15 protein-coding genes are annotated in these 23,199 nt (G+C 63.3%); 1 reads left to right on the top strand and 14 read right to left on the bottom strand.

The window, feature by feature from the left end; translation table 11 throughout:
- Window positions 1–167 precede the first annotated feature (167 nt).
- The 7 genes from ACLEJU_RS06520 to pip form a co-directional block, all read right to left on the bottom strand.
- Window positions 168–902, bottom strand: coding sequence for an amino acid ABC transporter ATP-binding protein (locus ACLEJU_RS06520; protein ID WP_435423474.1), 735 nt, complete (start codon window positions 900–902; stop codon window positions 168–170).
- Entirely contained in the window at window positions 895–1,857 is a 963-nt protein-coding gene (locus ACLEJU_RS06515; protein ID WP_435423464.1) for an amino acid ABC transporter permease, read from the bottom strand. Before ACLEJU_RS06515 ends, ACLEJU_RS06520 begins: the two co-directional genes overlap by 8 nt.
- Window positions 1,858–1,936: 79 nt before the next feature.
- Entirely contained in the window at window positions 1,937–2,734 is a 798-nt protein-coding gene (locus ACLEJU_RS06510; RefSeq protein ID WP_435423475.1) for a transporter substrate-binding domain-containing protein, read from the bottom strand.
- A gap of 237 nt (window positions 2,735–2,971) precedes the next feature.
- Entirely contained in the window at window positions 2,972–5,545 is a 2,574-nt protein-coding gene (gene mdoH / locus ACLEJU_RS06505; protein ID WP_435423465.1) for a glucans biosynthesis glucosyltransferase MdoH, read from the bottom strand.
- Window positions 5,538–7,274 (bottom strand): glucan biosynthesis protein, encoded by a 1,737-nt coding sequence (locus ACLEJU_RS06500; RefSeq protein WP_435423466.1) that lies wholly within the window; start codon window positions 7,272–7,274, stop codon window positions 5,538–5,540. Before ACLEJU_RS06500 ends, mdoH begins: the two co-directional genes overlap by 8 nt.
- Window positions 7,275–7,537: 263 nt before the next feature.
- Window positions 7,538–7,975, bottom strand: a complete 438-nt coding sequence (gene dtd / locus ACLEJU_RS06495; RefSeq protein WP_435423467.1) for a D-aminoacyl-tRNA deacylase — start codon at window positions 7,973–7,975, stop codon at window positions 7,538–7,540.
- The gene (pip, locus tag ACLEJU_RS06490) at window positions 7,972–8,943 is read right to left on the bottom strand and encodes a prolyl aminopeptidase (RefSeq protein ID WP_435423468.1); all 972 of its coding nucleotides are present in this window, start codon (window positions 8,941–8,943) and stop codon (window positions 7,972–7,974) included. Before pip ends, dtd begins: the two co-directional genes overlap by 4 nt.
- A 171-nt stretch (window positions 8,944–9,114) precedes the next feature.
- On the opposite strand from pip, the gene ACLEJU_RS06485 reads away from it, so the two are divergent.
- A complete protein-coding gene (locus ACLEJU_RS06485) occupies window positions 9,115–14,634 on the top strand; it encodes a dermonecrotic toxin domain-containing protein (protein WP_435423469.1) in 5,520 nt (1,839 codons plus the stop codon).
- Window positions 14,635–14,692: 58 nt separating this feature from the next.
- On the opposite strand, the gene hutG is transcribed toward ACLEJU_RS06485, so the two are convergent.
- The 7 genes from hutG to hutC form a co-directional block, all read right to left on the bottom strand.
- Complete coding sequence (hutG, locus tag ACLEJU_RS06480) at window positions 14,693–15,496, bottom strand: N-formylglutamate deformylase (RefSeq protein WP_435423470.1); 804 nt, start codon at window positions 15,494–15,496, stop codon at window positions 14,693–14,695.
- A gap of 10 nt (window positions 15,497–15,506) precedes the next feature.
- Entirely contained in the window at window positions 15,507–16,712 is a 1,206-nt protein-coding gene (gene hutI, locus ACLEJU_RS06475; protein ID WP_435423471.1) for an imidazolonepropionase, read from the bottom strand.
- Window positions 16,713–16,727: 15 nt separating this feature from the next.
- The gene (locus ACLEJU_RS06470; protein WP_435423472.1) at window positions 16,728–18,119 is read right to left on the bottom strand and encodes an amino acid permease; all 1,392 of its coding nucleotides are present in this window, start codon (window positions 18,117–18,119) and stop codon (window positions 16,728–16,730) included.
- A gap of 154 nt (window positions 18,120–18,273) precedes the next feature.
- Window positions 18,274–19,806 (bottom strand): histidine ammonia-lyase, encoded by a 1,533-nt coding sequence (gene hutH, locus ACLEJU_RS06465; RefSeq protein ID WP_159412433.1) that lies wholly within the window; start codon window positions 19,804–19,806, stop codon window positions 18,274–18,276.
- 70 nt (window positions 19,807–19,876) lie between these two features.
- A complete protein-coding gene (hutU, locus tag ACLEJU_RS06460) occupies window positions 19,877–21,550 on the bottom strand; it encodes a urocanate hydratase (protein ID WP_051099534.1) in 1,674 nt (557 codons plus the stop codon).
- Window positions 21,551–21,789: 239 nt separating this feature from the next.
- Window positions 21,790–22,362: a HutD/Ves family protein gene (locus ACLEJU_RS06455; RefSeq protein ID WP_435422392.1), complete on the bottom strand. Its 573-nt coding sequence runs from the start codon at window positions 22,360–22,362 to the stop codon at window positions 21,790–21,792.
- Entirely contained in the window at window positions 22,359–23,069 is a 711-nt protein-coding gene (gene hutC, locus ACLEJU_RS06450) for a histidine utilization repressor (protein WP_178083372.1), read from the bottom strand. The genes ACLEJU_RS06455 and hutC overlap by 4 nt, the downstream gene beginning before the upstream one ends.
- Window positions 23,070–23,199: the final 130 nt, after the last annotated feature.

Here is a 23,199-nt window from a genome sequence, read left to right as displayed (position 1 = left end):
CTCACACAGGTCAGGCATCCGCCTTGAGGACCTCGCAGGACTTGTGGGAGCGGCCTTGCGTCGCGAAAGGGCCGCAGCGCGGCCCCGGCAATCTGTGCGGCGAAGCTTAAATCCTTGGGGGTGCTTCGCACCCCTTTCGCGACGCAAGGCCGCTCCCACAAGTGCGGTTACAGCACCTGGCGCAGAAACGCCTGTGCCCTTGGGTCTTTCGGCGCAGCAAAGAACGCAGCCGGCGCCGAGTCTTCCAGCAGCTTGCCATGGTCGAAGAACAGCACGCGGTCGGCCACTTCCCGGGCAAAGCCCATTTCGTGGGTGACGCAGACCATGGTCATGCCTTCCTGGGCCAGGGTCTTCATCACGTCCAGCACCTCACCGACCATTTCCGGGTCGAGCGCCGAGGTCGGCTCGTCGAACAGCATCACTTTCGGGTCCATCGCCAGGGCGCGGGCGATCGCCACCCGCTGCTGCTGACCACCCGAAAGGCGCGACGGGTACTCGTTGGCCTTCTGCGAGATACCGACCTTTTCCAGCAACGCACGGGCCTTGGCTTCACGCTCGGCCTTGTTGCGCCTGCGCACCACCTTCTGCGCCAGGCACAGGTTTTCCAGCACGGTCATGTGCGGGAACAGGTTGAAGTGCTGGAACACCATGCCGACTTCGCGGCGGTAGGCGTTGATGTCGGTTTTCGGGTCGGCCAGTTGCAGGCCGTCGATGGCCACATGGCCTTCGTCGAAATGCTCCAGGCCATTGAGGCAGCGCAGGAAGGTCGACTTGCCCGAACCCGACGGGCCGAGCACCACCACCACTTCGCCCTTGGCGACTTGAGTGGTGACGTTATCCACAGCCCGCACCACATGGCCACGGGTGTCGAAGACTTTCAGCAGGTCACGAACTTCAATCACTTTGCGCAAGCCTCCGCTCGAGCCGGCTGGCGATGTGCGACAGCGGCAGGTTGATCAGCAGGTACAGGCCTGCCACGCAGAACCAGATCTCGAAGGTCGAGAACGACGTGGTGATGGCCTCACGGCCGCTCTTGGTCAGCTCGGTGATGGCGATCACCGACACCAGCGATGTGTCCTTGACCAGGCTGATGAACTGCCCCGCCAGCGGTGGCAGCACGCGCTTGAACGCCTGCGGCAGGATCACGTGGCGCATCGACTGGCCCGCGTTCAGGCCCAGCGAGCGTGCAGCCTCGTTCTGGCCCTTGGCAATGGACTGCACGCCGGCGCGGACGATTTCCGCGACATAGGCACCGGTGAACAGCGCCAGCGCGGCCACCCCGGCGAACTCCCGGGACAGGTTGAGCACGGTGCCGATGAAGAAGTAGAAGATGAAGATCTGCACCAGCAGCGGCGTGCCGCGCACCAGTTCGACGTAGACGGTCGACAGGTCGCGCAGGGTCGGGTTGTTCGACAACCGGCACAGGCCGGCGAACAGGCCGATCACCAGGCCCAGCGCCCCGGACACCACCGAGATCCACAACGTGGTCCACAGGCCCCATGCCAACGGGCCAGCCGCCCAGTGACGGGTCACGCCGATCTGGTCGCCCTCGGCGACGTCGTCACCGCGGCTCAGTTGCAGGCTATCCTTGGCCACATCGAGCACTTGCTCTTCGCCGTTTTCATCCTTGAGCGTGACACGCGCGGTGTCACCGGAAACGACGATCTCCTGCACGCTACCGTTACTGGCGGCACGCTGTACGTCCTCGGCCTTGTAGGCGAAGTACTGCGGTACGCGGTTCCAGCGCCACTCGTAGGAAATCATCGAGGTGGCCATGTACAGGCTGAACGCCAGGCCCACCAGGACCAGGGCGGTCAACCCGTGCCAAGGCCACTGGGCTTTCTTGTGTTTGATCACGTGGGGTACTTCCGTAAATGCGAACGCGCAGGGTTTGCCTGCGCGTCGGGGTCATAAAGCCGGGCTTGTGGCCTGGGCCTTATTCCATTTCCTTCAGCCAATCCTTGTTCTTGAACCACTTGTCGTGAATACGATCGTAGGTCCCGTCATGCTTGATCTGGTGCAGGAAGTTGTTGATGAAGTTGATGCTGTCGTAGTCGCCTTTCTTCAGGCCGAAGGCCAGCGGCTCGTAGGTGAAGGGCTCCTCGAGGAACAGCAGCTTGCCAGCACCGGCCTTCTCGACCGCCACCACGTTGTACGGTGCGTCGTAGACGAAGGCGTCAGCCTTGCCGTTGACCACGTCCATCACCGCTTCCTGCTCGTTGTCGTAGCCGTGGTACTTGGCTTTGCTGATCAACTTCTTGGACACCATCTCGCCGGTGGTGCCGAGCTTGGAGGTCAGGCGGTACTTCTCGTTGTTCAGGTCTTTGTAAGACTTGATCTCGCCGGCCAGCTCCTTGCGGATCAGCAGGGTCTGGCCAACCACGATGAAGGGTTCGCTGAAGTTCAGGCGCAGGTTGCGTTCCTGGGTCAGGGTCATGCCGCTGCCGATCATGTCGAACTTGTCGGTCAGCAGAGCCGGGATGATGCCGTCATACGCGGTGGAAACAGCCTCGAACTTGACGCCCATGGATTTGGCCATGGCTTTGAGGATATCGACTTCGAAGCCGATGATCTCGCCGCGCTTGTTGGTCATCTGGAATGGCATGTAGGTTGGGTCCATGCCCACCCGCAGGGTGCCGCGCTTGACCGCTTCATCGATGGCGCCGGCCTGGGCCGCAGTTACGGCGACCAGGGCGGTAACACCGACCAGCAGTCGCGAAAGGTATTTCTTGATCATCACCAAGTCCCCTAGCAAGTAAAGAAGCGAATCTTATTGTCTTGGCACGGCCGTACCGGCCGATGCGGATTATCGGAGAGGGATGCTAACGCATGGAGGCGCTCGGACCTAGAGCCGGGGGGGACTTTGTTGGCCAAAATCGGCCAGGGCCTTGAAAAGCTTCGCGGGTGAACCCGCTCCCACAAGGGACTGCACAGCCCCTGTGGGAGCGGGTTCACCCGCGAATAGGCCTAATCAGGCGCCGACGAGTGCCGGTTGGCCTTCATTCTCCGGATGCAGTGGCAGCAGCGGCGAATGCGGGTCGTTCTTGATGGAGGCACGCCACACATCGATCCACGCCGCATTGTGCTCGGCCCAGACCTGCTCGTGCAGGCGGCTCAAGGCGACCGGGTCGCTGAGCAAGGCCAGGCGGGTACTGAGGTCCAGCCCTTTCGGCCCAACCTCCATTGCCTTGGCCACGCGCTCGGCACGCAGCGCCTCGATCGGCGCGGCTTGGCCGTGTCGGGCAGTGGCCATGGCGCAGGCCAGGGCATTCTGCCGCGGGTCGACCACTGCCCGCACGAAGCCGTCATGCAGGGCATGCCAGCGGTTCTCGTGGGTGTACTGGTCGGTGGCCAGCAGCTCCTGCGGCGTCGCGTATTCCTCGGGGATGAGGAACAGCTTCTCGTCCTTGGCCGCCAGGCCCAATCGCGTGCGGCTGGAAATGACCGATACCGGGATCGACAGCACCAGCGAGCCCACGATTGGCGCCAGCCACCACAGGAAGCTCGGGTTCAACCAGGCCACCAGCCCGGCCCAGGCGAAGCCCAGCAGGGTCTGTGGACCATGGCGGCGCAGCGCTTCGCTCCATGGGGTGGAGTCGTCGTCACGCTGCGGCGAGTTCCAGGTCGCAGCCCAGCCGAGGAACGCGGCCAGTACGAAACGGGTGTGGAAGATCATCCGTACCGGCGCCAGCAGCATGGAGAACAGCATCTCCATCAGCATCGACAGGGTGACCTTGATGCGCCCGCCGAACTCGACGGCGCCCTTGGCCCAGATCAGGATGACGCTGAGCAGCTTGGGCAGGAACAGCAACACGATGGTGGTGGAGAACAGCGCCACGGCTTTCTCGGGGTGCCACTGCGGCCACAGCGGGTAAAGCTGGTACGGCTCGATGAAGTACTGCGGCTCCATCAGGGTGTTGGTCGCCAGCAATGCCGTCGACAGCACCAGGAACAGGAACCACAGCGGCGCCGACAGATAGGACATCACGCCGGTGAGGAACACCGCACGGTGCACCGGATGCATGCCCTTGACCAGGAACAGGCGGAAGTTCATCAGGTTGCCGTGACACCAGCGGCGGTCGCGCTTGAGCTCGTCGAGCAGGTTCGGCGGCAGTTCTTCGTAGCTGCCCGGCAGGTCATAGGCAATCCACACGCCCCAGCCGGCACGGCGCATCAGCGCGGCTTCGACGAAGTCGTGGGAGAGAATGGCCCCGGCGAACGCACCCTTGCCCGGCAACGGCGCCAGGGCGCAGTGCTCGATGAACGGCTTCATGCGGATGATCGCGTTGTGGCCCCAGTAGTGCGACTCGCCCAGCTGCCAGAAGTGCAGGCCAGCGGTGAACAGCGGGCCGTACACGCGGGTGGCGAACTGCTGCATGCGCGCATACAGGGTGTCCATGCCCGAGGCTTTCGGCCCGGTCTGGATGATGCCGGCGTCCGGGTTGGCCTCCATCAGGCGCACCAGGCTGCTAAGGCATTCGCCGCTCATGACGCTGTCGGCGTCGAGCACGACCATGTACTTGTACTCGCCACCCCAGCGACGGCAGAAGTCGTCGAGGTTGCCGCTTTTGCGCTTCACGCGGCGACGGCGGCGGCGGTAGAAGATGCGGCCGAAGCCTTTGGTCTCGCGGCACACGTCCAGCCAGGCCTGTTGCTCGGCCACCGCGATGTCGGTGTCGTTGGTGTCGCTGAGCACGAAGAAGTCGAAACGATCGAGGTTGCCGCTGGCCGCCACCGACTCGAAGGTCGCCCGCAGGCCTGCGAATACGCGCGGCACGTCTTCGTTGCAGATCGGCATCACCAGCGCGGTACGCGCCTCAGGGGCAATCGGCTCGTTACCGGCACTGCTACCCGAAATCTTGTACTTGTCACGCCCGGTGAGCAGCTCGAGGAAGCCCATCAGCGCGGTCCAGAAGCCTGCCGAAACCCAGCAGAAGAGGATACCGAACAGCACCAGGATGGACGTCTGCAAGGCATACGGCCAGACCTGCACCACGGTGTCCCACAGCGGCTGGTTGACGATTTCGTCGAGGTCGACGAACGACCAGCCCTGGTACGGCAGGATACCCTTCATATACCAGCCGGCGACGATGGTCTGACCAATCATCAGGGCCAGCAGGATATAGCGGCGGATCGAGCCGACCGTGCGCCAGCGCGCCGCTGGCAGCTCACGCTTGGGTGGCTGCGGGGCGTTGGGTCGGCCGGTCATGCGCCGCCACAGGCGGATCAGGACGTTGGTGCGCCATGGCTCGGGCACGACCTTGGTGCGCTTGATCGGCGGCGCGATCTTCAGGCACAGGCGGCCGCTGCCGTCGACACCTAGCATCTCGGCGTCTTCCAGCTCGGCGGCGCTGCCCACGGTCAGGCGCGGGCCGACCGAGGCCTGCACGGCCTCGGTGGTGTTGGCGGCCGGGTTGGCCGCCAGGCGTTGGTGCAGCTCACTGAACGAAGTGCAGCTGGCGAGTTCCGCACGCTGCTCATCGCTCAGTGGGAGGTGGGCCAGGTATTCGCCAAGCGATTCCGGCCTTGCGCTTGAGTTACTCATCGGCAGGCAACTGATAGCTCCAGGTCTCGGTCAGCACTTTTTCAGTGGTGGCCGGGGTCCCGTTGGTGGGCGCCGCATCGGCGGCAGGTTGTTCGGCCTTGGCTGGTTCCGCCTTGGCGGTCTTCTCGTGCTTGGCGTGTTTGGCCGCTGCCTTGTCCTGCTTGGTTTCAGCAGCAGGCTTGGCCTGCTCGACCGGCACGTCACGCACCAGAGCAGCGCGCATTTCAGTGGACTTGTTGGCTTCCTTGACCTTCAAGCGCAGGGTCAGGCGCCAGCCCTTGGTCTCCGGGTTATAGCGCAGATTGTTCTCGACCACCTCGGCATTGTCGCCAACGCTGATCTGGCTGCGCACCGGGGTGTCTTCCGGCAGGGCGGCAAGTGCCGGGCCGGCGAAGTCGACCAGGAAGGCGACGCTGCCGTCTGGCTGGCGGATCAGGTTGGACTGCTTGACGTCACCGGTGGAGCGCAGGGTCTGCTTGACCCAGCCCAGTTCAGGGGCCTGGAACTGCTGCTCGTCGATGGTCCAGTGCAGGCGGTAGGCGTACTCGAACGGCTTGCCTGGCTCAGGGAGCTTTTCCGGGCTCCAGAAGGCAACGATGTTGTCGTTGGTCTCGTCGGCAGTCGGGATCTCGACCAGGTCGACGGTGCCTTTGCCCCAGTCGCCCTTCGGCTCGATCCAGGCGCTCGGGCGCTTCTGGTAGTTGTCGTCGAGGTCTTCGAAGTCGCTGAAGGCGCGCTGACGCTGCATCAGGCCGAAACCACGCGGATTCTCGACGCTGAAGTTGCTCACGGCCAGGTGTTTCGGGTTGTTCAGTGGGCGCCAGATCCACTCGCCGTTGCCGGCATGGATCGACAGGCCTTCGGAGTCGTGCAGGGCCGGGCGGTAGTTCAGCACCTTGGACGGCTGGTTAGGGCCGAACAGGAACATGCTGGTCAGCGGGGCGATACCCAGGCGGCTGACCTGGTCACGCAGAAACACCCGCGACTGCACGTCGACCACGGTGTCGCTGCCCGGGCGCAGGATCAGCTTGTAGGCGCCGGTGGAGCGTGGCGAGTCCAACAGGGCGTAGATCACCAGGTGCTTGTCGGCCGGCTTGGGCTTCTCGACCCAGAACTCGGTGAAGCGCGGGAATTCTTCGCCCGATGGCAGCGCGGTGTCGATGGCCAGGCCACGGGCCGACAGGCCATACACATGGCCCTTGCCGACCACGCGGAAGTAGCTGGCCCCCAGCAGGGTCATGATCTCATCCTGCTTGTCGGCCTTGTTGATCGGGTAGAGCACGCGGAAACCGGCGTAACCGAGGTTCTTGACGGTTTCCGGGTCGTGCGGCACGTCACCGAACTCGAAGCGGCTTGGGTCGTACTTGATTTCCTCGACCTTGGTGGCGGTGATCTCGTTGATCTTCACCGGGGTGTCGAAGTGCATGCCCTGATGGTAGAAGGACAGCTTGAACGGGGTCTTGTCATTGGCCCACTCGGCCTTTTCCTGCAGGAAGTGGATCTTCTGGTAGTCCGCGAACTTCATGTCGCGGAAGGCCGCCGGCAGGTTACTTTTCGGTGCTTCGTACTTCTGGCCGGCCAGATCCTTTGCCTTGGCTGCAACATCGTCAAGATTGAATGCCCACAGCTGGCCCGCGCTCATCAGGCCGACCAGTGCCACACTGGCCATCAGGGCCTTGCGCAGCCCGGTGCCGGGGATTCTTGATGCTTTTTGGGGACTAACAATCACGAGCAACCCTCGCCGAAAACAGATCATGAAACCAACGGCCAGCGAAAAATGCCGGGTTGGCGAGCACTGTTCGGACCCCATGAGGGCGTAATGATTCCCCAAACAGGTCCAGACAATGCTCGAGTCAGAGTGAAACGAACCTGCGAACGCAGGCTCACGCAGCGCGCGATTATCCAGCAGGATGCGTTACAACGCATCAGTGTGGACTAACTATTTATCGTACAAAACCCCTTGTTTTCCTATAAACAAAGGGTTTTTCGACCTCATATTTGTAACAAGAATGTCACAGGGCCATCATTGACCAGTTGCACCTGCATGTCCGCGCCGAAGCGCCCGCTCGCCACATCGGCATGCTGGCTGCGAGCCTTGCTCAAAAGATAGTCGAACAATTCGGCCCCGAGCGCTGGTGGCGCGGCGGTGGAGAAGCTCGGGCGCATGCCGCTGCGGGTATCAGCCGCCAGGGTGAACTGGGAGACCAGCAGCAGGCCGCCACCGACGTCCTTGAGCGACAGGTTCATCTTGCCCTGATCGTCGCTGAACACCCGATAGTTCAGCAGCTTGTGCAACAGTTTATCGGCATGCTCACGGGTATCTTCAGGCTCGACGGCTACCAGCACCAGCAACCCTTGGTCAATGGCACCGACGATTTCCCCGCCGACCTCCACGCGTGCGCCACGCACGCGTTGCAGCAAACCCCTCATGCTTCTTCCAGCGGCAGGTCGAGCAGACGGCGGGCCATCTGATCGGCTGCACGCACCAGGGCATCGGTGATGCCTGGTTCGGAGGCGGCATGCCCAGCGTCGCGGATGACCTTCAGCTCGCTGTTCGGCCAGGCCTGGTGCAGCGCCCAGGCGTTGTCCAGCGGGCAGATCACGTCGTAGCGGCCATGCACGATCACCGCCGGCAGGTGCGCGATCTTCGGCATGTCGCGAATCAGCTGGTCGGGCTCCAGGAACGCATTGTTCATGAAGTAGTGGCATTCGATGCGGGCGATCGACAGCGCGCGCTGTGGCTCGGAGAAGCGGTCGACCACCAGCGGATTCGGGCGCAGCGTGGCGGTACGGCCTTCCCAGGTGGACCAGGCCTTGGCCGCGTGCATCTGGGCGATCTGGTCGTTGCCGGTCAGGCGCTTGTGGAAGGCCTTGACCAGGTCACCACGCTCTTCCGCCGGAATCGGCGCGATGTAGTCCTGCCAGTAGTCCGGGAACATGCGGCTGGCACCTTCCTGGTAGAACCACTCGATTTCCTGCGGGCGGCACAGGAAGATGCCGCGCAGGATCAGGCCGTGCACGCGTTCGGGGTGGGTCTGGGCGTAGGCCAGGGCCAGGGTCGAGCCCCAGGAACCGCCGAACAGCACCCATTTGTCGATGCCAAGGTGCTTGCGGATGCGCTCAAGGTCTTCGACCAGGTGCCAGGTGGTGTTGTTCTCCAGGCTCGCGTGCGGCGTGGAGCGGCCACAGCCGCGCTGGTCGAAAGTAATGATGCGGTACAGGTTGGGGTCGAAGTAGCAACGGCTCTGGGCGTCACAGCCCGCGCCCGGGCCACCGTGGATGAAGACCACAGGCAGACCTTCCGGCGAGCCGCTTTCATCGACATACAGCACATGCGGCGCTTCCACGGCCAGATCGTGCCGGGCGTAGGGTTTGATCTGCGGGTAGAGGGTCTGCATTGCGCACTCCGTGTGAGGTTTGGTTCGGCCGTGGGCCATCATAAACCTGAATTGCGCTTTGAGCACCGTCCTCGCAAATGCGACTGCTAAGGAAGGCACACATATCTACCCCCCCCAGGCCAGGGGGGCCAGCGATAGTCGCGTGCCTCCATATCCAGCAAGGGCCTTCCCATGCCGACTGCAGTCACTGGCGCGCCTGGCGCTCATTACACCACCATCGAGGGCAAGATCCCTCTCTGGCTCAAGCAAGCCCCTCCAGAAGTTCGTCGCGCATTGCGTGACTGGCGGCGAGCACCTGCCTGGCTTGCAACGGCGATCCAGCAACAACCGGAAATCGCCAGGGCATGGCAGGAAGAGCATGCCCGCCACCGCGAACACCAGGCGCAGGTGCACAAGCTGTTCGAACAGCTTCCCGAGCTGGAATCCTTTGCCATCCAGGCGCTGACCGGAGCCATCAAGCAACGGTTCGGACTCGACCTGGATGTGCGCAACACCCACTTGGTCGATGCCCGCCTGATCGAAACAACCAACGCGGCCGACAGTCGCCTGGCTGTCAACCGGGCCACCCGCTCGCTGCTGCAGTGCGCCCTGCACAACTTCGACCAGCCCTCCTCTGCCGAGCGTGGCATGGATGCGCCCGCTGCCCTGCTGAAAAAGTCGGTCATCCTCGATCACCGACGCTTCCTTGGCACCACGCCGATCACCAACGCACTGCCTGTCAGCGCCGAAGACTTCGCCGGCTTGTGCCGTACCCTGGATATCGGCGGCAAGTACCATGAACGGGTACATGCCATCTACTACCCCGCAGCCACGACAGAACTCAATGCCGATGAATCGGCACTGGCCGTTTATGAAACCCTGGGGCGTGCCGAGGTCTCGGCTTTCAGGCAGTCGCTGCATTTCTCCCGCCTCAAGGGCGATATCAGTGAAGCGTTTTACAGAGCGGCGCTTGCCGCGCCGCTTGACCAGGCGCCAGTGACAGGCTCGCCTATCGCGTTCAGCGTGCTCGACTTGTGGGAAGCCGAACTGACCGGCGTGGTGGTGATCAGCCTGCATACCGAAGGTCATCAGGCCGTGGCGCTGTACATTCCCGAGGACAGCACGACGCCGCTCAAGGAGTTTGCCAGCCAGCAAGCCTTGCAGGACGAGCTGCGTGACCGGCTCCAGATCAACATCGGCTACCTGGACAGCCACATCGCCGATCGCGACAAGGCGGCAATCATCACCCGCCTGAAGGACCGGCTGACGCCCCTCGGCTGGAGTGTTCGCGGCGTGCAGGAGCGTGTTCCTGATCCACACGCCACCCTGTACCCGGTCAAAAGGCCATTCAGCCATGCATTCCAGGGCGTGATGGCGTTTCAGAAGGCCCAGCGTCATGAAAAGGATGTGCTGTTCCACGCGACCCCGACCGAAGTCGTCGACCGACGCACCGCCCAGGCACACCGGGAACTGATTGCCGGCCGTGTGCTGAGCGCCCTCAACATCGCCGGCTTTTTCGTGCCCGGGCTGGGCGAGCTGATGCTTGCGGTGTGCTTGGTTCAGCTGGCCCATGAGGTCTATGACGGCATCGAAGCCTGGGAGAATGACGAACGCGATACCGCTTACGGCTACATGGTCGATGTGATCGAGAATGTGGCGATCATGACTGCCCTCAATGCGGCGGCCAAGGCAGTACGAGGTGCGCTGGGGGGCGAAGGCGGCGCTGGCCAGGACGAGCCGGTGGTAGAAGAGCCTGATGATCAGGAAGGAGAGGTAGCGCGTATTCCTGTGGAAACGCCCTCATTCATCGAGGAACTGGAAAACGTCGAAACGCCCGGAGGCCAAGTGCGCCTGTGGAAACCCGACCTCGCGCCCTACCGCAGCACCGAAGTGTTGCCCGACGGACTGGCAGCGGACGAACTCGGCCTGCGCCAGCACAACGGCAGGCGCTGGCTGGTGCTGCAGGGTAATCGGTACTGGGTCGAACAGGCAGCAGCTACCGGCGAGTACCGCCTGCAACACCCGCAAAACCCTCGTAGCTATCAGCCGCCACTGCGGCACAACGGCGCCGGGGCCTGGCTGCTCGCAACGGATAAACCGCTGAGCTGGTCGGGCATGACACTGTTGCGCCGTATTGGCCACCTGAACGCGCACTTCGACGAAGCAACGCTGCAACGCATCATCGCCATCAGCGGCACCGACGAAGACCAGCTGCGCAGGGCCTTGGCCGAGCACCAGCGATTGCCGGCCCTGCTGGAAGACACCCTGCAGCGCTTCAAGCTCGACGAAACGATCCGGCACCTACCCACCCTCAGTGCCGGACCAGCCGAGTTTGCCAGGTCTTACGCGAAACTACCGGCTGTGCCGGTTGCGGGTGCCGAAGCCATCCAGCGGATGCAACTGCCGACCGCAGTCAGCAATGAACTGGCCCGCGCAGCCAGCGCCAGCGAATTGCAGATGCTCGGCGAGGGCAAGGTGCCCCTGCGCCTCGGCGAGGAAATTCGCCTCTACCGGCAACAGATTCGCCTGGCCCGCGCCTACGAAGGGCTGTACCTGAACTACGTACCGAACTGGGACAGCGACCGGTTGATCCTGCATACGCTTGCGCACTTGCCAGGCTGGCCCGCCGAAACCCGGGTGAGGCTACTGCAGCGGCTGTCGTGGCCCACTCAGGAATATGAGCTCGGGCCGTTGGATGGGCGCCCGTTCACAACCATCACCCACGCCGAGGCTGGGTACATCGTCCATGACGATAGCCAACCGAATGCAGCGATCACTCCCTACCCGAGCCTTTACACCGCCTTGCATGAGGCTCTGCCGATGGCCATGGCAGACATGGGTATCACCGATCAGCAGGCGCTGCAGCGCCTAGTGCAGGAGGGCCCCTTGCTGCCCCGTCCGGCCTTGAGGGTGCTACTGGGCATGCAGCCTGTGCGTCCTGACTACCGTTCGCCCATGCGTCTGGCCAATGGCCGCCTGGGCTACCTGCTCAGTGGTGGCGGCGCGGCCACACAGGGCGTCACCCGCCAGCGCCTGCTGGAAGCCGTCGAAGCCACGGGGCTCACCACACGTACCGGCCGGTCGGCGGACCAGATTCTGCTGGCGCTTTCCGGTCACGGCCGTACACACCTGCAGGTTCTCGAACATTTGCAGACCTTACTGGAGCAGCGCAATGAGCTGCAAAGCCGGCTGGACGACTGGAGCGAAGCCATTTCACCGGCAACCGACCAGGCTGCGATCGACTATGACAACCTGCGTGATTCGATCATGCAACACTGGTACGACACAGCCCTGGACGACAGCGCCGGGCATACGTCCGGGCTGCGTATCATCCGTGTTCCGCTGGCCGACATTCCCTTGACCTTGCCTGCATTTTTCAACGCACGCGTACGTAGCCTGAGCCTGATCGACCTGCCGTCAGGCTCGCTGGCAGGCTGGGCGCAAAACGAGCGACTGCTGAATCGCCTGCTCGAGCAGTTACCACACGTCGAATCGCTGGAAATCAGCCGACCTTATGACCCCAGGGCAACGCCCTCTTCTTTCCTGTTCAGCATTCCCACCATCACCGAGCGCTTGCCCGCTTTGCAGCGGCTGGCGGTAACCAACCAGAACATGATGCTTTCAGACAGCGACCTCAACCTGCTGTCCGGCCTGGCCCAGCTTAGGCACCTGGACTTGAGTGGTAATCGCCTGGCGCAAAACAACAGCCCCAGTTTCCACGAGCTGACCCTGGACTACCTGGGCCTGAATCAGATGCAGTTGACCCAGTGGCCCATCGGCATTGGCAGCGATGCCCTTGCGCGTATCACACACCTCTCCCTGCGCGACAATAACCTCAGGTCGTTGCCCACGTTCCTGCTACACGAAGCAGACACACTGACCACCCCGCCAGTGATCTCATTGCAGGGCAACAACATCAATGAAAACCACCTGCAGCGCTTGCTGCTGAATGAGCGTGTCGACCTGTCCGGGATCACCACGGACCAGCCCGCCGTGCTCGCGGATCAACTCGCTCGCATCCGCAGTGAGCGGCAACAAATGCGCGATGCCATCGATGGCTGGGCGCAGGCCTCCAGTTCGAGCAACCCACTGACCCAGGCAGCGCTGGCGGACAGGCAGCGTATCCAAAGCGCGGTCAGCCAGTTCTGGGAACAGCAGGAACAAGGCCAGCTCCACCTGCGCCTGCATCTTGAGGACGTCGCCCTCGAGCATTTCCCCAGGCGGCTGCCTCCGTTTTTCGGCGAGCGCGTACATGCAATGACCCTGACCCGCTTGCGTGGCAGCGCATCGCAGCTCGATGAACTGCTGCGCCGCTTCCCCAATGTGACCCGATTGACCATCGATGCCCACCAGGCTGCCACAGCCTCACTAGCTTCTGCCCTGACACGCCTTCCCCAACTCACCTACCTGGAATTTCTCAACATGGGCCTGGAAGTCGATCAGGCGATGCTGGAAACCTTCGCCGGGCTCGATCACCTGACCTCACTTGATTTGTCCGGCAACCGCGTGGGCACCATCAGCCAGGTGCCCGCACAGTTATCCAGCAACCTGCAGTCACTGGGGCTGACCAACATGAACCTGCAGGCCTGGCCAAGCTGGTGCGACAGCTTGTTGCCGCTGGAACTGCTGGACCTGAGTTCGAACAACATCAGTCAACTGCCCGACCACATCCTCTCGAACTTGAACAACCCCATGCCGATCACTTCGATCGCCTTGTTCGACAACCCATTGCCACTCGATACCATCCTGCGCGTGCGCGCGTTCTCGGACAGCCAGCACAGCTACTCCTTCGCCCTGGACATCCCTGGTAATCTGTTGCCGGTCGACACATCAAGCGAAGGCTCACTCGAGCACCCGCACTTCCCGCTGCTCGGTGACGACTCGCCAAGGGTTGAAACCTGGGCGCGTGGCAGTGAAGCGCAGAACGAAGCATTGCGGGACTGCTGGAAGACCCTTGAAGGCAGCGACCTCTTGCGCCTGGCAGGCCGTTTGCAAAATGCCGCGCCCTATGTCGACCCGAATACCCAGGCCAGCTTCTGCGAGCGGGTGCGCATCATGCTGGTAGTGGCTGCGAGCAATGAAACCGAGCGCCCCATCATGGAAGCCATCGCTGCGGCTGCCCTGCCCGACCCGGACACCGGCTCGCAGACCTGCCATGACGGCGCCCTGCAGGAATTCAACAATATCGAGCTGTACCTGATGAGCCAGCGCCTGTTGATCGACGCTGGCGACACTCTGCAAACGCTGCGGCGTCGCCTGTTGCAACTGTTCCGGATCGAACAGCTGGAGCTACTGGCCAACCAGCGCTCCGGCTCGGGTGACCTGGTTTCGGTACGCCTGGCTTACCGTCGTGAACTGGCCAGGGAACTGGACCTGCCGATCGCCGACAGCATGCGCTTTCGGGGTGCGGCAAACCTGGCGCGTGACGAGTTGTCCGGCGTTCTGGAGAAGGTCCGGCGAAGTGAACTGAGCGATACACTGGTGAACTACATGCTGGCGAACACGGACTGGACCGCACGCCTGCGCGCCGAATTCAGCGATCGCTTCGGCGAAATCGAAGCCCGGTACCGCCTGCGGGTGCTGGAGCTGGCCAATGAGAACCACTCGCTTCAGGACGAACTGAACCTGCAGCAGGACCTGCAAAACGATAAAAACCAGGAAGAACGTGAGCTACTGCGCGAACTCACCATAGCCCAGAGCAACACCAACTGAACTTGTGGCGTGGCGACGCGCATGGCCTGCATCGCGTCGCCATCATCACAGGCGGCATTTACCGCCCATATCGCTCTTTGCCCCATGCCAGCAGTGCTTGCAACAGCTGTTGCAACACCTGCTGGGTCGGCTGTGCCAAGTCTTCGCGGTAAGCGAAAGGCTCGGTTTCTTCCATGTAGGTACTCTGCGCCAGCTCCAGTTGCACCGCATGGATGTGGTTGGCCGGGTCACCATAATGCCGGGTGATATGCCCACCCTTGAAGCGACCGTTGAGCACATGGCTGTAGCCTGACGCTTCGGCACATACGCCTTGCAGGCGCTCAGCCAGTGCCGGATCACAACTGGCACCATTGAAAGTGCCCAGATTGAAGTCCGGCAACTTGCCGTCGAACAGGTGCGGGATCAATGACCGGATCGAGTGGGCATCCCACAGCAATGCGTAGCCAAACTGCTCACGCAAGCGGTTCAGCTCGCTGCGAATCGTATCGTGGTAAGGGCGCCAGATCTGCTCCAGGTAGTGCTTGCGCTGCTCGCCGGTCGGCGCCAGGCCATCCTTGAACAGCGGCTCGCCCTCGAACAACGTGCCCGGGTACAAACCAGTGGTAGCCCCCACGTACAACGGTTTGTCGTCATCCGGGCGGTTCAGATCGATGACGAAGCGCGAATACTCCGCCGCCACGACACTAGCACCCATCTCGCTGGCAAATTCGTACAACCGGGGAATGTGCCAATCAGTGTCCGGCAGGCTGCGCGCCTGGTCGACCAGGCCGTCGCGCACGGCGTCGCTCAGCCGCAGGCCGGCATGGGGCATGCTGATCAGCAGCGGCAGGCGGCCTTGGTGGAAACTCAGTACCTTGTCCATCGTGCCTCGCTCAGTTGGAGATTTCGTGGCCCTTGCGCACCACGCGCTTGGGCAGGTCGCCGCCCAGCCAGTAGGCCAGGTCGGCAGGACGGGCAATCTGCCAGGCGACGAAGTCGGCGACCTTGCCGACCTCCAGCGAGCCGTGGCTGTCACCCAGGCCAAGTGCCGTGGCGGCATGCAGCGTGACGCCGGCCAAGGCCTCTTCCGGGGTCATGCGGAACAGCGTGCAACCCATGTTCAGCATCAGGCGCAGCGACAAGCCAGGCGAGGTGCCGGGGTTGAGGTCGCTGGCCAGGGCGATCTTCACGCCGTGGCGACGCAGGGCGTCCATTGGCGGCAACTGAGTTTCGCGCAGGAAATAGAAAGCGCCCGGCAGCAGCACGGCAACGGTGCCGGCCTTGGCCATGGCGATCGCGTCTTCCTCGGTCATGAACTCCAGGTGGTCGGCCGACAACGCCTGATAGCGCGCTGCCAGGCTGGAGCCGTGCAGCGAAGACAGCTGCTCGGCATGCAGCTTCACCGGCAGGCCCAGTTCATGTGCCTTGATGAACACCTTTTCGACCTGTGCCGGCGAAAACGCCAGGTGTTCGCAGAAGGCGTCCACCGCATCCACCAGGCCTTCGGCAGCCAGGGCGGGCAGCATCTCGTCGCAGATATGGGCGATATAGTCGTCGGACCGTCCGGCATACTCCGGCGGCAAGGCATGGGCGGCAAGGCAGGTAGCGCGCACGGCCAATGGCAGCTCGTCGGCCAGGCGCCGGGCCACGCGCAGCATCTTGCGCTCGTTGGCCAGGTCCAGGCCGTAGCCCGACTTGACCTCGATGGTGGTGACGCCATCGCGCATCAATGCCTGAACCCGCTGACGCGCACTGGCGAACAGCTCATCTTCGCTGGCCGCGCGGGTGGCCCGTACGGTGCTCGCGATACCGCCGCCCTGGGCGGCGATCTCGGCATAGCTCACACCCTGCAGGCGCTGTTCGAACTCGCCACTACGGTTGCCGCCGAACACCGCATGGGTGTGGCAATCGATCAGCCCCGGGGTGACCCAGGCACCGCCCAGGTCCACCGTGCGATCAACCTCGAAGGGCTGCAGCTCGGCGCGCGGGCCGATCCATTCGATCAGCCCGGCGCTGGTGACGATCGCCGCATCCTCGATGATCGAGTAACGGCCTTCGGCCAGGGTGGCCGCGTGGCAGTGCTGCCAGAGGGTTCTCATGTGCAATCTCCTTGACTAGCGGTGCAGCTCGACCGGCACGTGCTTGCCTGCACGCGGCTTGCACCACAGCAGGTAGGACGCCACCAGGAACACCACCCAGATGACGCCGACCAGCAAGGCTGCCTGGGTATCCGGGAAGTAACCGAGCACACCGAAAATGAACACCATGAAGGCGATGGCCATGGCCGGGCCGTATGGCCAGAACGGTACCGGGAACTTCAGTTGGGCCGCCTCTTCAGCGCTCATGCTGCGGCGCATGGCCACCTGGGTAACCAGGATCATCAGCCACACCCATACGGTGGCGAAGGTGGCGATGGAGGCGATCAACAGGAACACGTTTTCCGGGATCAGATAATTGAGCAGCACGCCGACCAGCAGCGCGGCCCCCATCACTACCACGGTCATCCATGGCACGCCGTGTTTCGAAAGCTTGCCGAAGCTGCGCGGCGCATGGCCTTGCTGCGCCAGGCCGTACATCATGCGGCCGGCCCCGAAGATGTCGCTGTTGATCGCCGAGATGGCGGCCGAGATCACCACAATGTTCAGCACGGCGGCGGCGGAGCCGATGCCGAGATGACTGAAGATCTGCACGAACGGGCTGCCTTCGCTGCCGATCTGCGGCCACGGGTACAGGCACATCAGCACGAACAGGGTCAGCACATAGAACAGCAGGATGCGCAGCGGCACGGCGTTGATCGCCTTGGGGATGACACGCTGTGGGTCCTTGGCTTCACCGGCGGTGACCCCGATGATCTCGATGCCGCCGAAGGCGAACATCACCACGGCAAACGACGCGATCAGGCCGCCAATACCATTAGGCATGAACCCGCCATGCTCGATCAGGTTGCTGATGCCCACGGCATGTTCGCCACTCACCTGGCTGAAGCCGAAGGCCATGATGCCGAGGCCGGCCAGGATCATCGCCACGATGGCGCCGACCTTGAGCAGCGACAGCCAGAATTCCATTTCGCCGAACACCTTGACGTTGCACAGGTTGAGGCCACCGATCACGAAGACGATGCCCAGCACCCAGATCCAGCGGGCCACTTCCGGGAACCAGAAGCCCATGTAGATACCGAAGGCGGTGATGTCGGCGATGGCCACGATGACCATCTCGAAGGCGTAGGTCCAGCCGAGGATGAAGCCGGCCATGGGGCCGAGGTAAGTGGTGGCGTAGTGGCCGAAGGAGCCAGCCACCGGGTTGTGCACGGCCATCTCGCCAAGGGCGCGCATGACCATGAACACCGCAGCGCCGCCGATCAGGTACGCCAGCAGCACGGCCGGGCCGGCCATCTGGATGGCCGAGGCGGAGCCGTAGAACAGGCCGGTGCCGATGGCAGAGCCAAGGGCCATGAAACGGATGTGGCGGGCCGTAAGCCCGCGCTTGAGACCTTGAGCTTGTTGCATGTCACGTCCTTAAATTGTTTTTGTGGTCGTGAGATCGAAGGGGGCTGCAGTGCAGCCCAATCGCCGGCAAGCCGGCTCCCTCAGAGAGCGGGTTATCGCTTTCAATATGGGAGCCAGCTCGCCGGCGATGGGCCGCAAGGCGGCCCCGGGGGCATCACAGGCTAGGCAGGACACCAGCAGGCAGCAGCCCGGTCAGGCTGCCCTTGGCCAGCAGCTCGACAGCTGCCTCGATGTCCGGCGCAAAGAAGCGGTCACGGTCATAGTGCGGCACTTCACGACGCAACGCCTGACGCGCCTGCTCCAGCTTGGCCGAAGTCTTCAGGCCTTTGCGCAGGTCCAGCCCTTGACACGCACCCAGCCATTCGATGGCCAGCACGCCACGGGTATTCTCGGCCATTTCCCACAGGCGCTTGCCAGCAGCCGGGGCCATCGACACGTGGTCTTCCTGGTTGGCCGAGGTCGGCAGGCTATCGACACTGTGCGGGTGCGACAAGGCTTTGTTCTCGCTGGCCAAGGCAGCTGCGGTGACCTGGGCGATCATGAAGCCGGAGTTGACCCCGCCGTTTTCCACCAGGAATGGCGGCAGCTGGGACATGTGCTTGTCCATCATCAGCGAGATGCGGCGCTCGCTCAGCGAGCCGATTTCGGCGATCGCCAGGGCGATGTTGTCGGCGGCCATGGCCACCGGCTCGGCGTGGAAGTTGCCACCGGAAATCACGTCGCCTTCGGCGGCGAACACCAACGGGTTGTCCGACACGGCGTTGGCTTCGATGCCCAGCACCTCGGCGGCCTGGCGGATCTGGGTCAGGCAGGCGCCCATGACCTGCGGTTGGCAACGCAGCGAGTACGGGTCCTGGACCTTGTCGCAATTCTTGTGCGACAGCGACACTTCGCTGGAGTCGCCCAGCAGGTCGCGGAAGCAGGCAGCGGTGTCGATCTGGCCACGCTGACCGCGCACTTCGTGAACACGCGCATCGAACGGCGAACGCGAACCCAGCGCCGCTTCGACGCTCAAGCCACCGCAGGCGATTGCGGCGGCATACAGGTCTTCCGCCTGGAACAGGCCACGCAGGGCGTAGGCAGTGGAAGCCTGGGTACCGTTGAGCAGGGCCAGGCCCTCCTTGGCAGCCAGGGTCAGCGGCTCGAGGCCGGCGACCGCCAGGGCTTCGGTAGCCGACAGCCACTGGCCCTGATGACGCGCCTTGCCTTCGCCCAGCAGTACCAGCGACATGTGCGCCAGCGGTGCCAGGTCGCCGGAAGCGCCGACCGAGCCCTTGAGCGGAATGTGCGGGTAGACCTCGGCGTTGACCAGGGCGATCAGCGCATCGATGACCTTGCGGCGGATACCGGAGAAACCACGGCTGAGGCTGTTGATCTTGAGGACCATGATCAGCCGCACCAGGGCGTCGTCCAGCGGCGCACCGATACCGGCAGCGTGGGACAGCACCAGCGAGCGCTGCAGGTTCTCGAGGTCGTGGCTGGCGATACGGGTCGAAGCCAGCAGGCCGAAACCGGTATTGATGCCGTAGGCGGTACGGTCCTCGGCAATGATCTGCTCGACGCAGGCGACGCTGGCGTCGATGGCCGGGCCGGCACTGGCGTCCAGTTGCAGGCGCACCGGTGCGGCGTGGATGGCGCGCAGCTGGGCCAGGGTCAGGGTGCCGGGCTTGAGGGTCAGTACGGTCACTTCGCTACTCCAATTCTGTCAGGGGCCCGCAGGCCCCTCTTAGTGTTCAGTATCACTCAAAGCGCAGCGATCAGCCCGTGATCATTGGCAGGTCGAGGCCCTGCTCCTTGGCGCAGTCGATGGCGATGTCGTAACCGGCATCGGCGTGGCGCATCACGCCGGTCCCCGGGTCGTTGGTCAGCACGCGAGCGATACGCTCGGCGGCTTCATCGGTACCGTCGCAGACGATGACCATGCCCGAGTGCTGGGAGAAGCCCATGCCCACGCCGCCGCCGTGGTGCAGCGAAACCCAGGTGGCGCCACCTGCGGTGTTGAGCAGGGCGTTGAGCAGCGGCCAGTCGGAGACGGCGTCGGAGCCGTCACGCATGGCTTCGGTTTCGCGGTTAGGGCTGGACACGGAACCTGAGTCCAGGTGGTCACGGCCGATCACCACCGGCGCCGACAGCTCGCCGCTGCGCACCATTTCGTTGAAGGCCAGGCCCAGCTTGGCGCGCAGGCCCAGGCCCACCCAGCAGATACGTGCCGGCAGGCCCTGGAAGCTGATGCGCTCGCGGGCCATGTCCAGCCAGCGGTGCAGGTGGGCGTCGTCCGGGATCAATTCCTTGACCTTGGCGTCGGTCTTATAGATGTCTTCGGCATCACCCGACAGCGCCGCCCAGCGGAACGGACCAATGCCGCGGCAGAACAGCGGGCGGATATAGGCCGGGACGAAGCCTGGGAAATCGAAGGCATTGGCCACGCCCTCTTCCTTGGCCATCTGGCGGATGTTGTTGCCGTAGTCGAAGGTCGGGATGCCCTGCTTCTGGAAGTCGAGCATGGCTTGTACGTGCACGGCCATCGACTGTTTGGCGGCCTTGACCACGGCAGCCGGCTCGGTCTGTGCGCGGTCGCGGTACTGCTCCCAGGTCCAGCCGGCTGGCAGGTAGCCGTTCAGTGGATCGTGGGCGCTGGTCTGGTCGGTGACCATGTCCGGGCGCACGCCACGCTTGACCAGCTCTGGCAGGATTTCGGCGGCGTTGCCGTGCAGGGCGATGGAGATCGCCTTGCCTTCGGCGGTGTACTTGGCGATGCGTGCCAGGGCGTCGTCGAGGTCAGTGGCCTGTTCGTCGACGTAGCGGGTTTCCAGACGGAAGTCGATGCGGCTCTGCTGGCATTCGATGTTCAGCGAGCAGGCACCGGCCAGGGTTGCCGCCAGTGGCTGGGCGCCGCCCATGCCGCCGAGACCGGCGGTGAGTACCCACTTGCCTTTCAGGCTGCCACCGTAGTGCTGGCGACCTGCTTCGACGAAGGTTTCGTAGGTGCCCTGGACGATGCCCTGGCTGCCGATGTAGATCCAGCTGCCGGCGGTCATCTGGCCGTACATGGCCAGGCCCTTGGCGTCCAGTTCGTTGAAGTGTTCCCAGTTGGCCCAGTGCGGCACCAGGTTGGAGTTGGCGATCAGAACGCGCGGGGCGTTGCTGTGGGTCTTGAACACGCCGACCGGCTTGCCCGACTGCACCAGCAGGGTTTCGTCGTCTTCCAGGCGGGTCAGGGTTTCGACGATCTTGTCGTAGCAGGCCCAGTTGCGTGCGGCGCGGCCGATACCGCCATACACCACCAGCTCTTTCGGGTTTTCCGCGACCTGCGGGTCGAGGTTGTTCATCAGCATGCGCAGTGGCGCTTCAGTCAGCCAGCTTTTGGCGGTCAGCTTGTTGCCACGTGGGGCACGGATTTCAACGTCACGGTATTTGTTGTTGTCGGTCACGGGAAGGTCCTCGGCGGTTGTCCGCGGGCAGTTGTGTCGTGGTTGATATACAAACACATCTTTACTTGTATGTACAAGCATGGACAACCAAAATTGTCGGACGATTCCGCTGAATGGCTGAAAAAGATGGGGCCGCTGCGCAGCCCTTTCGCGACACAAGGCCGCTCCTACAGGGATATGCATTCTCCTGTAGGAGCGGCCTTGTGTCGCGAAAGGGCTGCGCAGCGGCCCCGACTATCTCAAGCTGAAATGAGTTCGATCAGGCAGAATCGCCCCTGCACATCCAGCCCCAGCAACGCGTCATTGCCCTCGAGCCGCAGGCAGTCATACAAGCCCAATTGCTGCGTTTCATGCCCAGCCATCGCCACTTCAACCTGATTGCTCGCCGCAAACAGCAACACCGTCGACGCCGAGCTGTACAGCCGGCTGGTACCGTCGAACCACTGCAAGCGCGCCCGATAGCGCTGCGGCGCGTAAATCAGGTTGAAGTCGCGGATCGCCCCACCGAGCAATTTGCAGCTGACCTGGCTCTCGCCACTGAAGGCGAATGCATCGAACGGCAGCAGCGGCCGGCTGGCCTGGTCATCGACCAGCAAACGCATGCCGTCACCCTGGAGCACAGTGATGATCCGCTGGTAACCGGCGAACACGGAAAACCCGCCCGATTCCTCGATATCGGCGATCGACAGGCGCCAGCCGAAGCCATCAAGCCCCTCGCCGTTGTCGCGGGTGATCTCTTCGGTGAAACCGCCACCGTTTTTCCAGGGCATGCGCGGGTAGTCCTGCGCACGCAGCAACTGCAACTGGGTCATTTACTGAAACGTCCTTCAAGGCGGTGACGGGAACCCGGGTGGATCAGGCGCGCTGCAGTCACGGGCTGACGGCCAGACCAGGTGCGACGGCGGATCAGCAGGCAGGGCTCGCCGCGTTCGATCTGCAGCAGGCGACACTCTTCGGGCTCGGCGAGAATCGCCTCGACCACGTGCTCGCCTTCGGTCAGCGGCGCGACCTGGGACAGATAGGCATAAGGCGTCTGCCGGGTGAAGTCCTGCTTGAGGTACTCGGGGGCAATCGCCGCGTTGACGTAGCGGTCTTCGATCTGCACCGGCACGCCGTTCTCGTAATGCACGATCAACGAATGGAACACCCGCTGCCCTTCGCGCATGTCCAGGGCCAGGGCGCGCTCGGAACCGGCGGCCTCTTCGGCCAGCTTGATCACCTGGCAGCTATGCTGGTGGCCACGGCCGGCGATCTCGTCGGCGATGTTGTTGACCTCGAATAACGCCGAACGGGACTTGGGCTCGGCAACGAAGGTGCCTACGCCCTGCATCCGCACCAACAGGCCTTCAGCAGTGAGCTCACGCAAGGCGCGGTTGATGGTCATGCGGCTGAAGCCCAGCTCGCTGACCAGTTCGCTCTCCGAAGGCACCCGGTGATGCGGTGGCCAGCTGCCGTTTTCGATCTGCTGGATGATCATCTGCTTGACCCGGGCATACAGCGGCGCCGGGCCCTCGCCCATCTGGGCAACCAGCGCGGAGACAGGAGGTGTCGGCACGGCGTTGAGTCCTTAGGCAATGGAATGAGCGGTAGCTTGCCGCAGTTTACCCGGCAGGCAAACGCCTGTATATGTATATACAAGTTAAACAATA

The organism is Pseudomonas sp. SMN11, assembly GCF_052041945.1.
GTDB lineage: Bacteria > Pseudomonadota > Gammaproteobacteria > Pseudomonadales > Pseudomonadaceae > Aquipseudomonas.
This window is presented reverse-complemented; position numbering and strand designations above follow the sequence as displayed.

Coding starts and splice junctions, on each gene's coding strand:
- mdoH (WP_435423465.1), bottom strand. CDS start 5,545: ATGAGTAACTCAAGCGCAAGGCCGGAATCGCTTGGCGAATACCTGGCC.
- dtd (WP_435423467.1), bottom strand. CDS start 7,975: ATGAGGGGTTTGCTGCAACGCGTGCGTGGCGCACGCGTGGAGGTCGGC.
- pip (WP_435423468.1), bottom strand. CDS start 8,943: ATGCAGACCCTCTACCCGCAGATCAAACCCTACGCCCGGCACGATCTG.
- ACLEJU_RS06485 (WP_435423469.1), top strand. CDS start 9,115: ATGCCGACTGCAGTCACTGGCGCGCCTGGCGCTCATTACACCACCATC.
- hutG (WP_435423470.1), bottom strand. CDS start 15,496: ATGGACAAGGTACTGAGTTTCCACCAAGGCCGCCTGCCGCTGCTGATC.
- hutI (WP_435423471.1), bottom strand. CDS start 16,712: ATGAGAACCCTCTGGCAGCACTGCCACGCGGCCACCCTGGCCGAAGGC.
- ACLEJU_RS06470 (WP_435423472.1), bottom strand. CDS start 18,119: ATGCAACAAGCTCAAGGTCTCAAGCGCGGGCTTACGGCCCGCCACATC.
- ACLEJU_RS06455 (WP_435422392.1), bottom strand. CDS start 22,362: ATGACCCAGTTGCAGTTGCTGCGTGCGCAGGACTACCCGCGCATGCCC.
- hutC (WP_178083372.1), bottom strand. CDS start 23,069: ATGGGCGAGGGCCCGGCGCCGCTGTATGCCCGGGTCAAGCAGATGATC.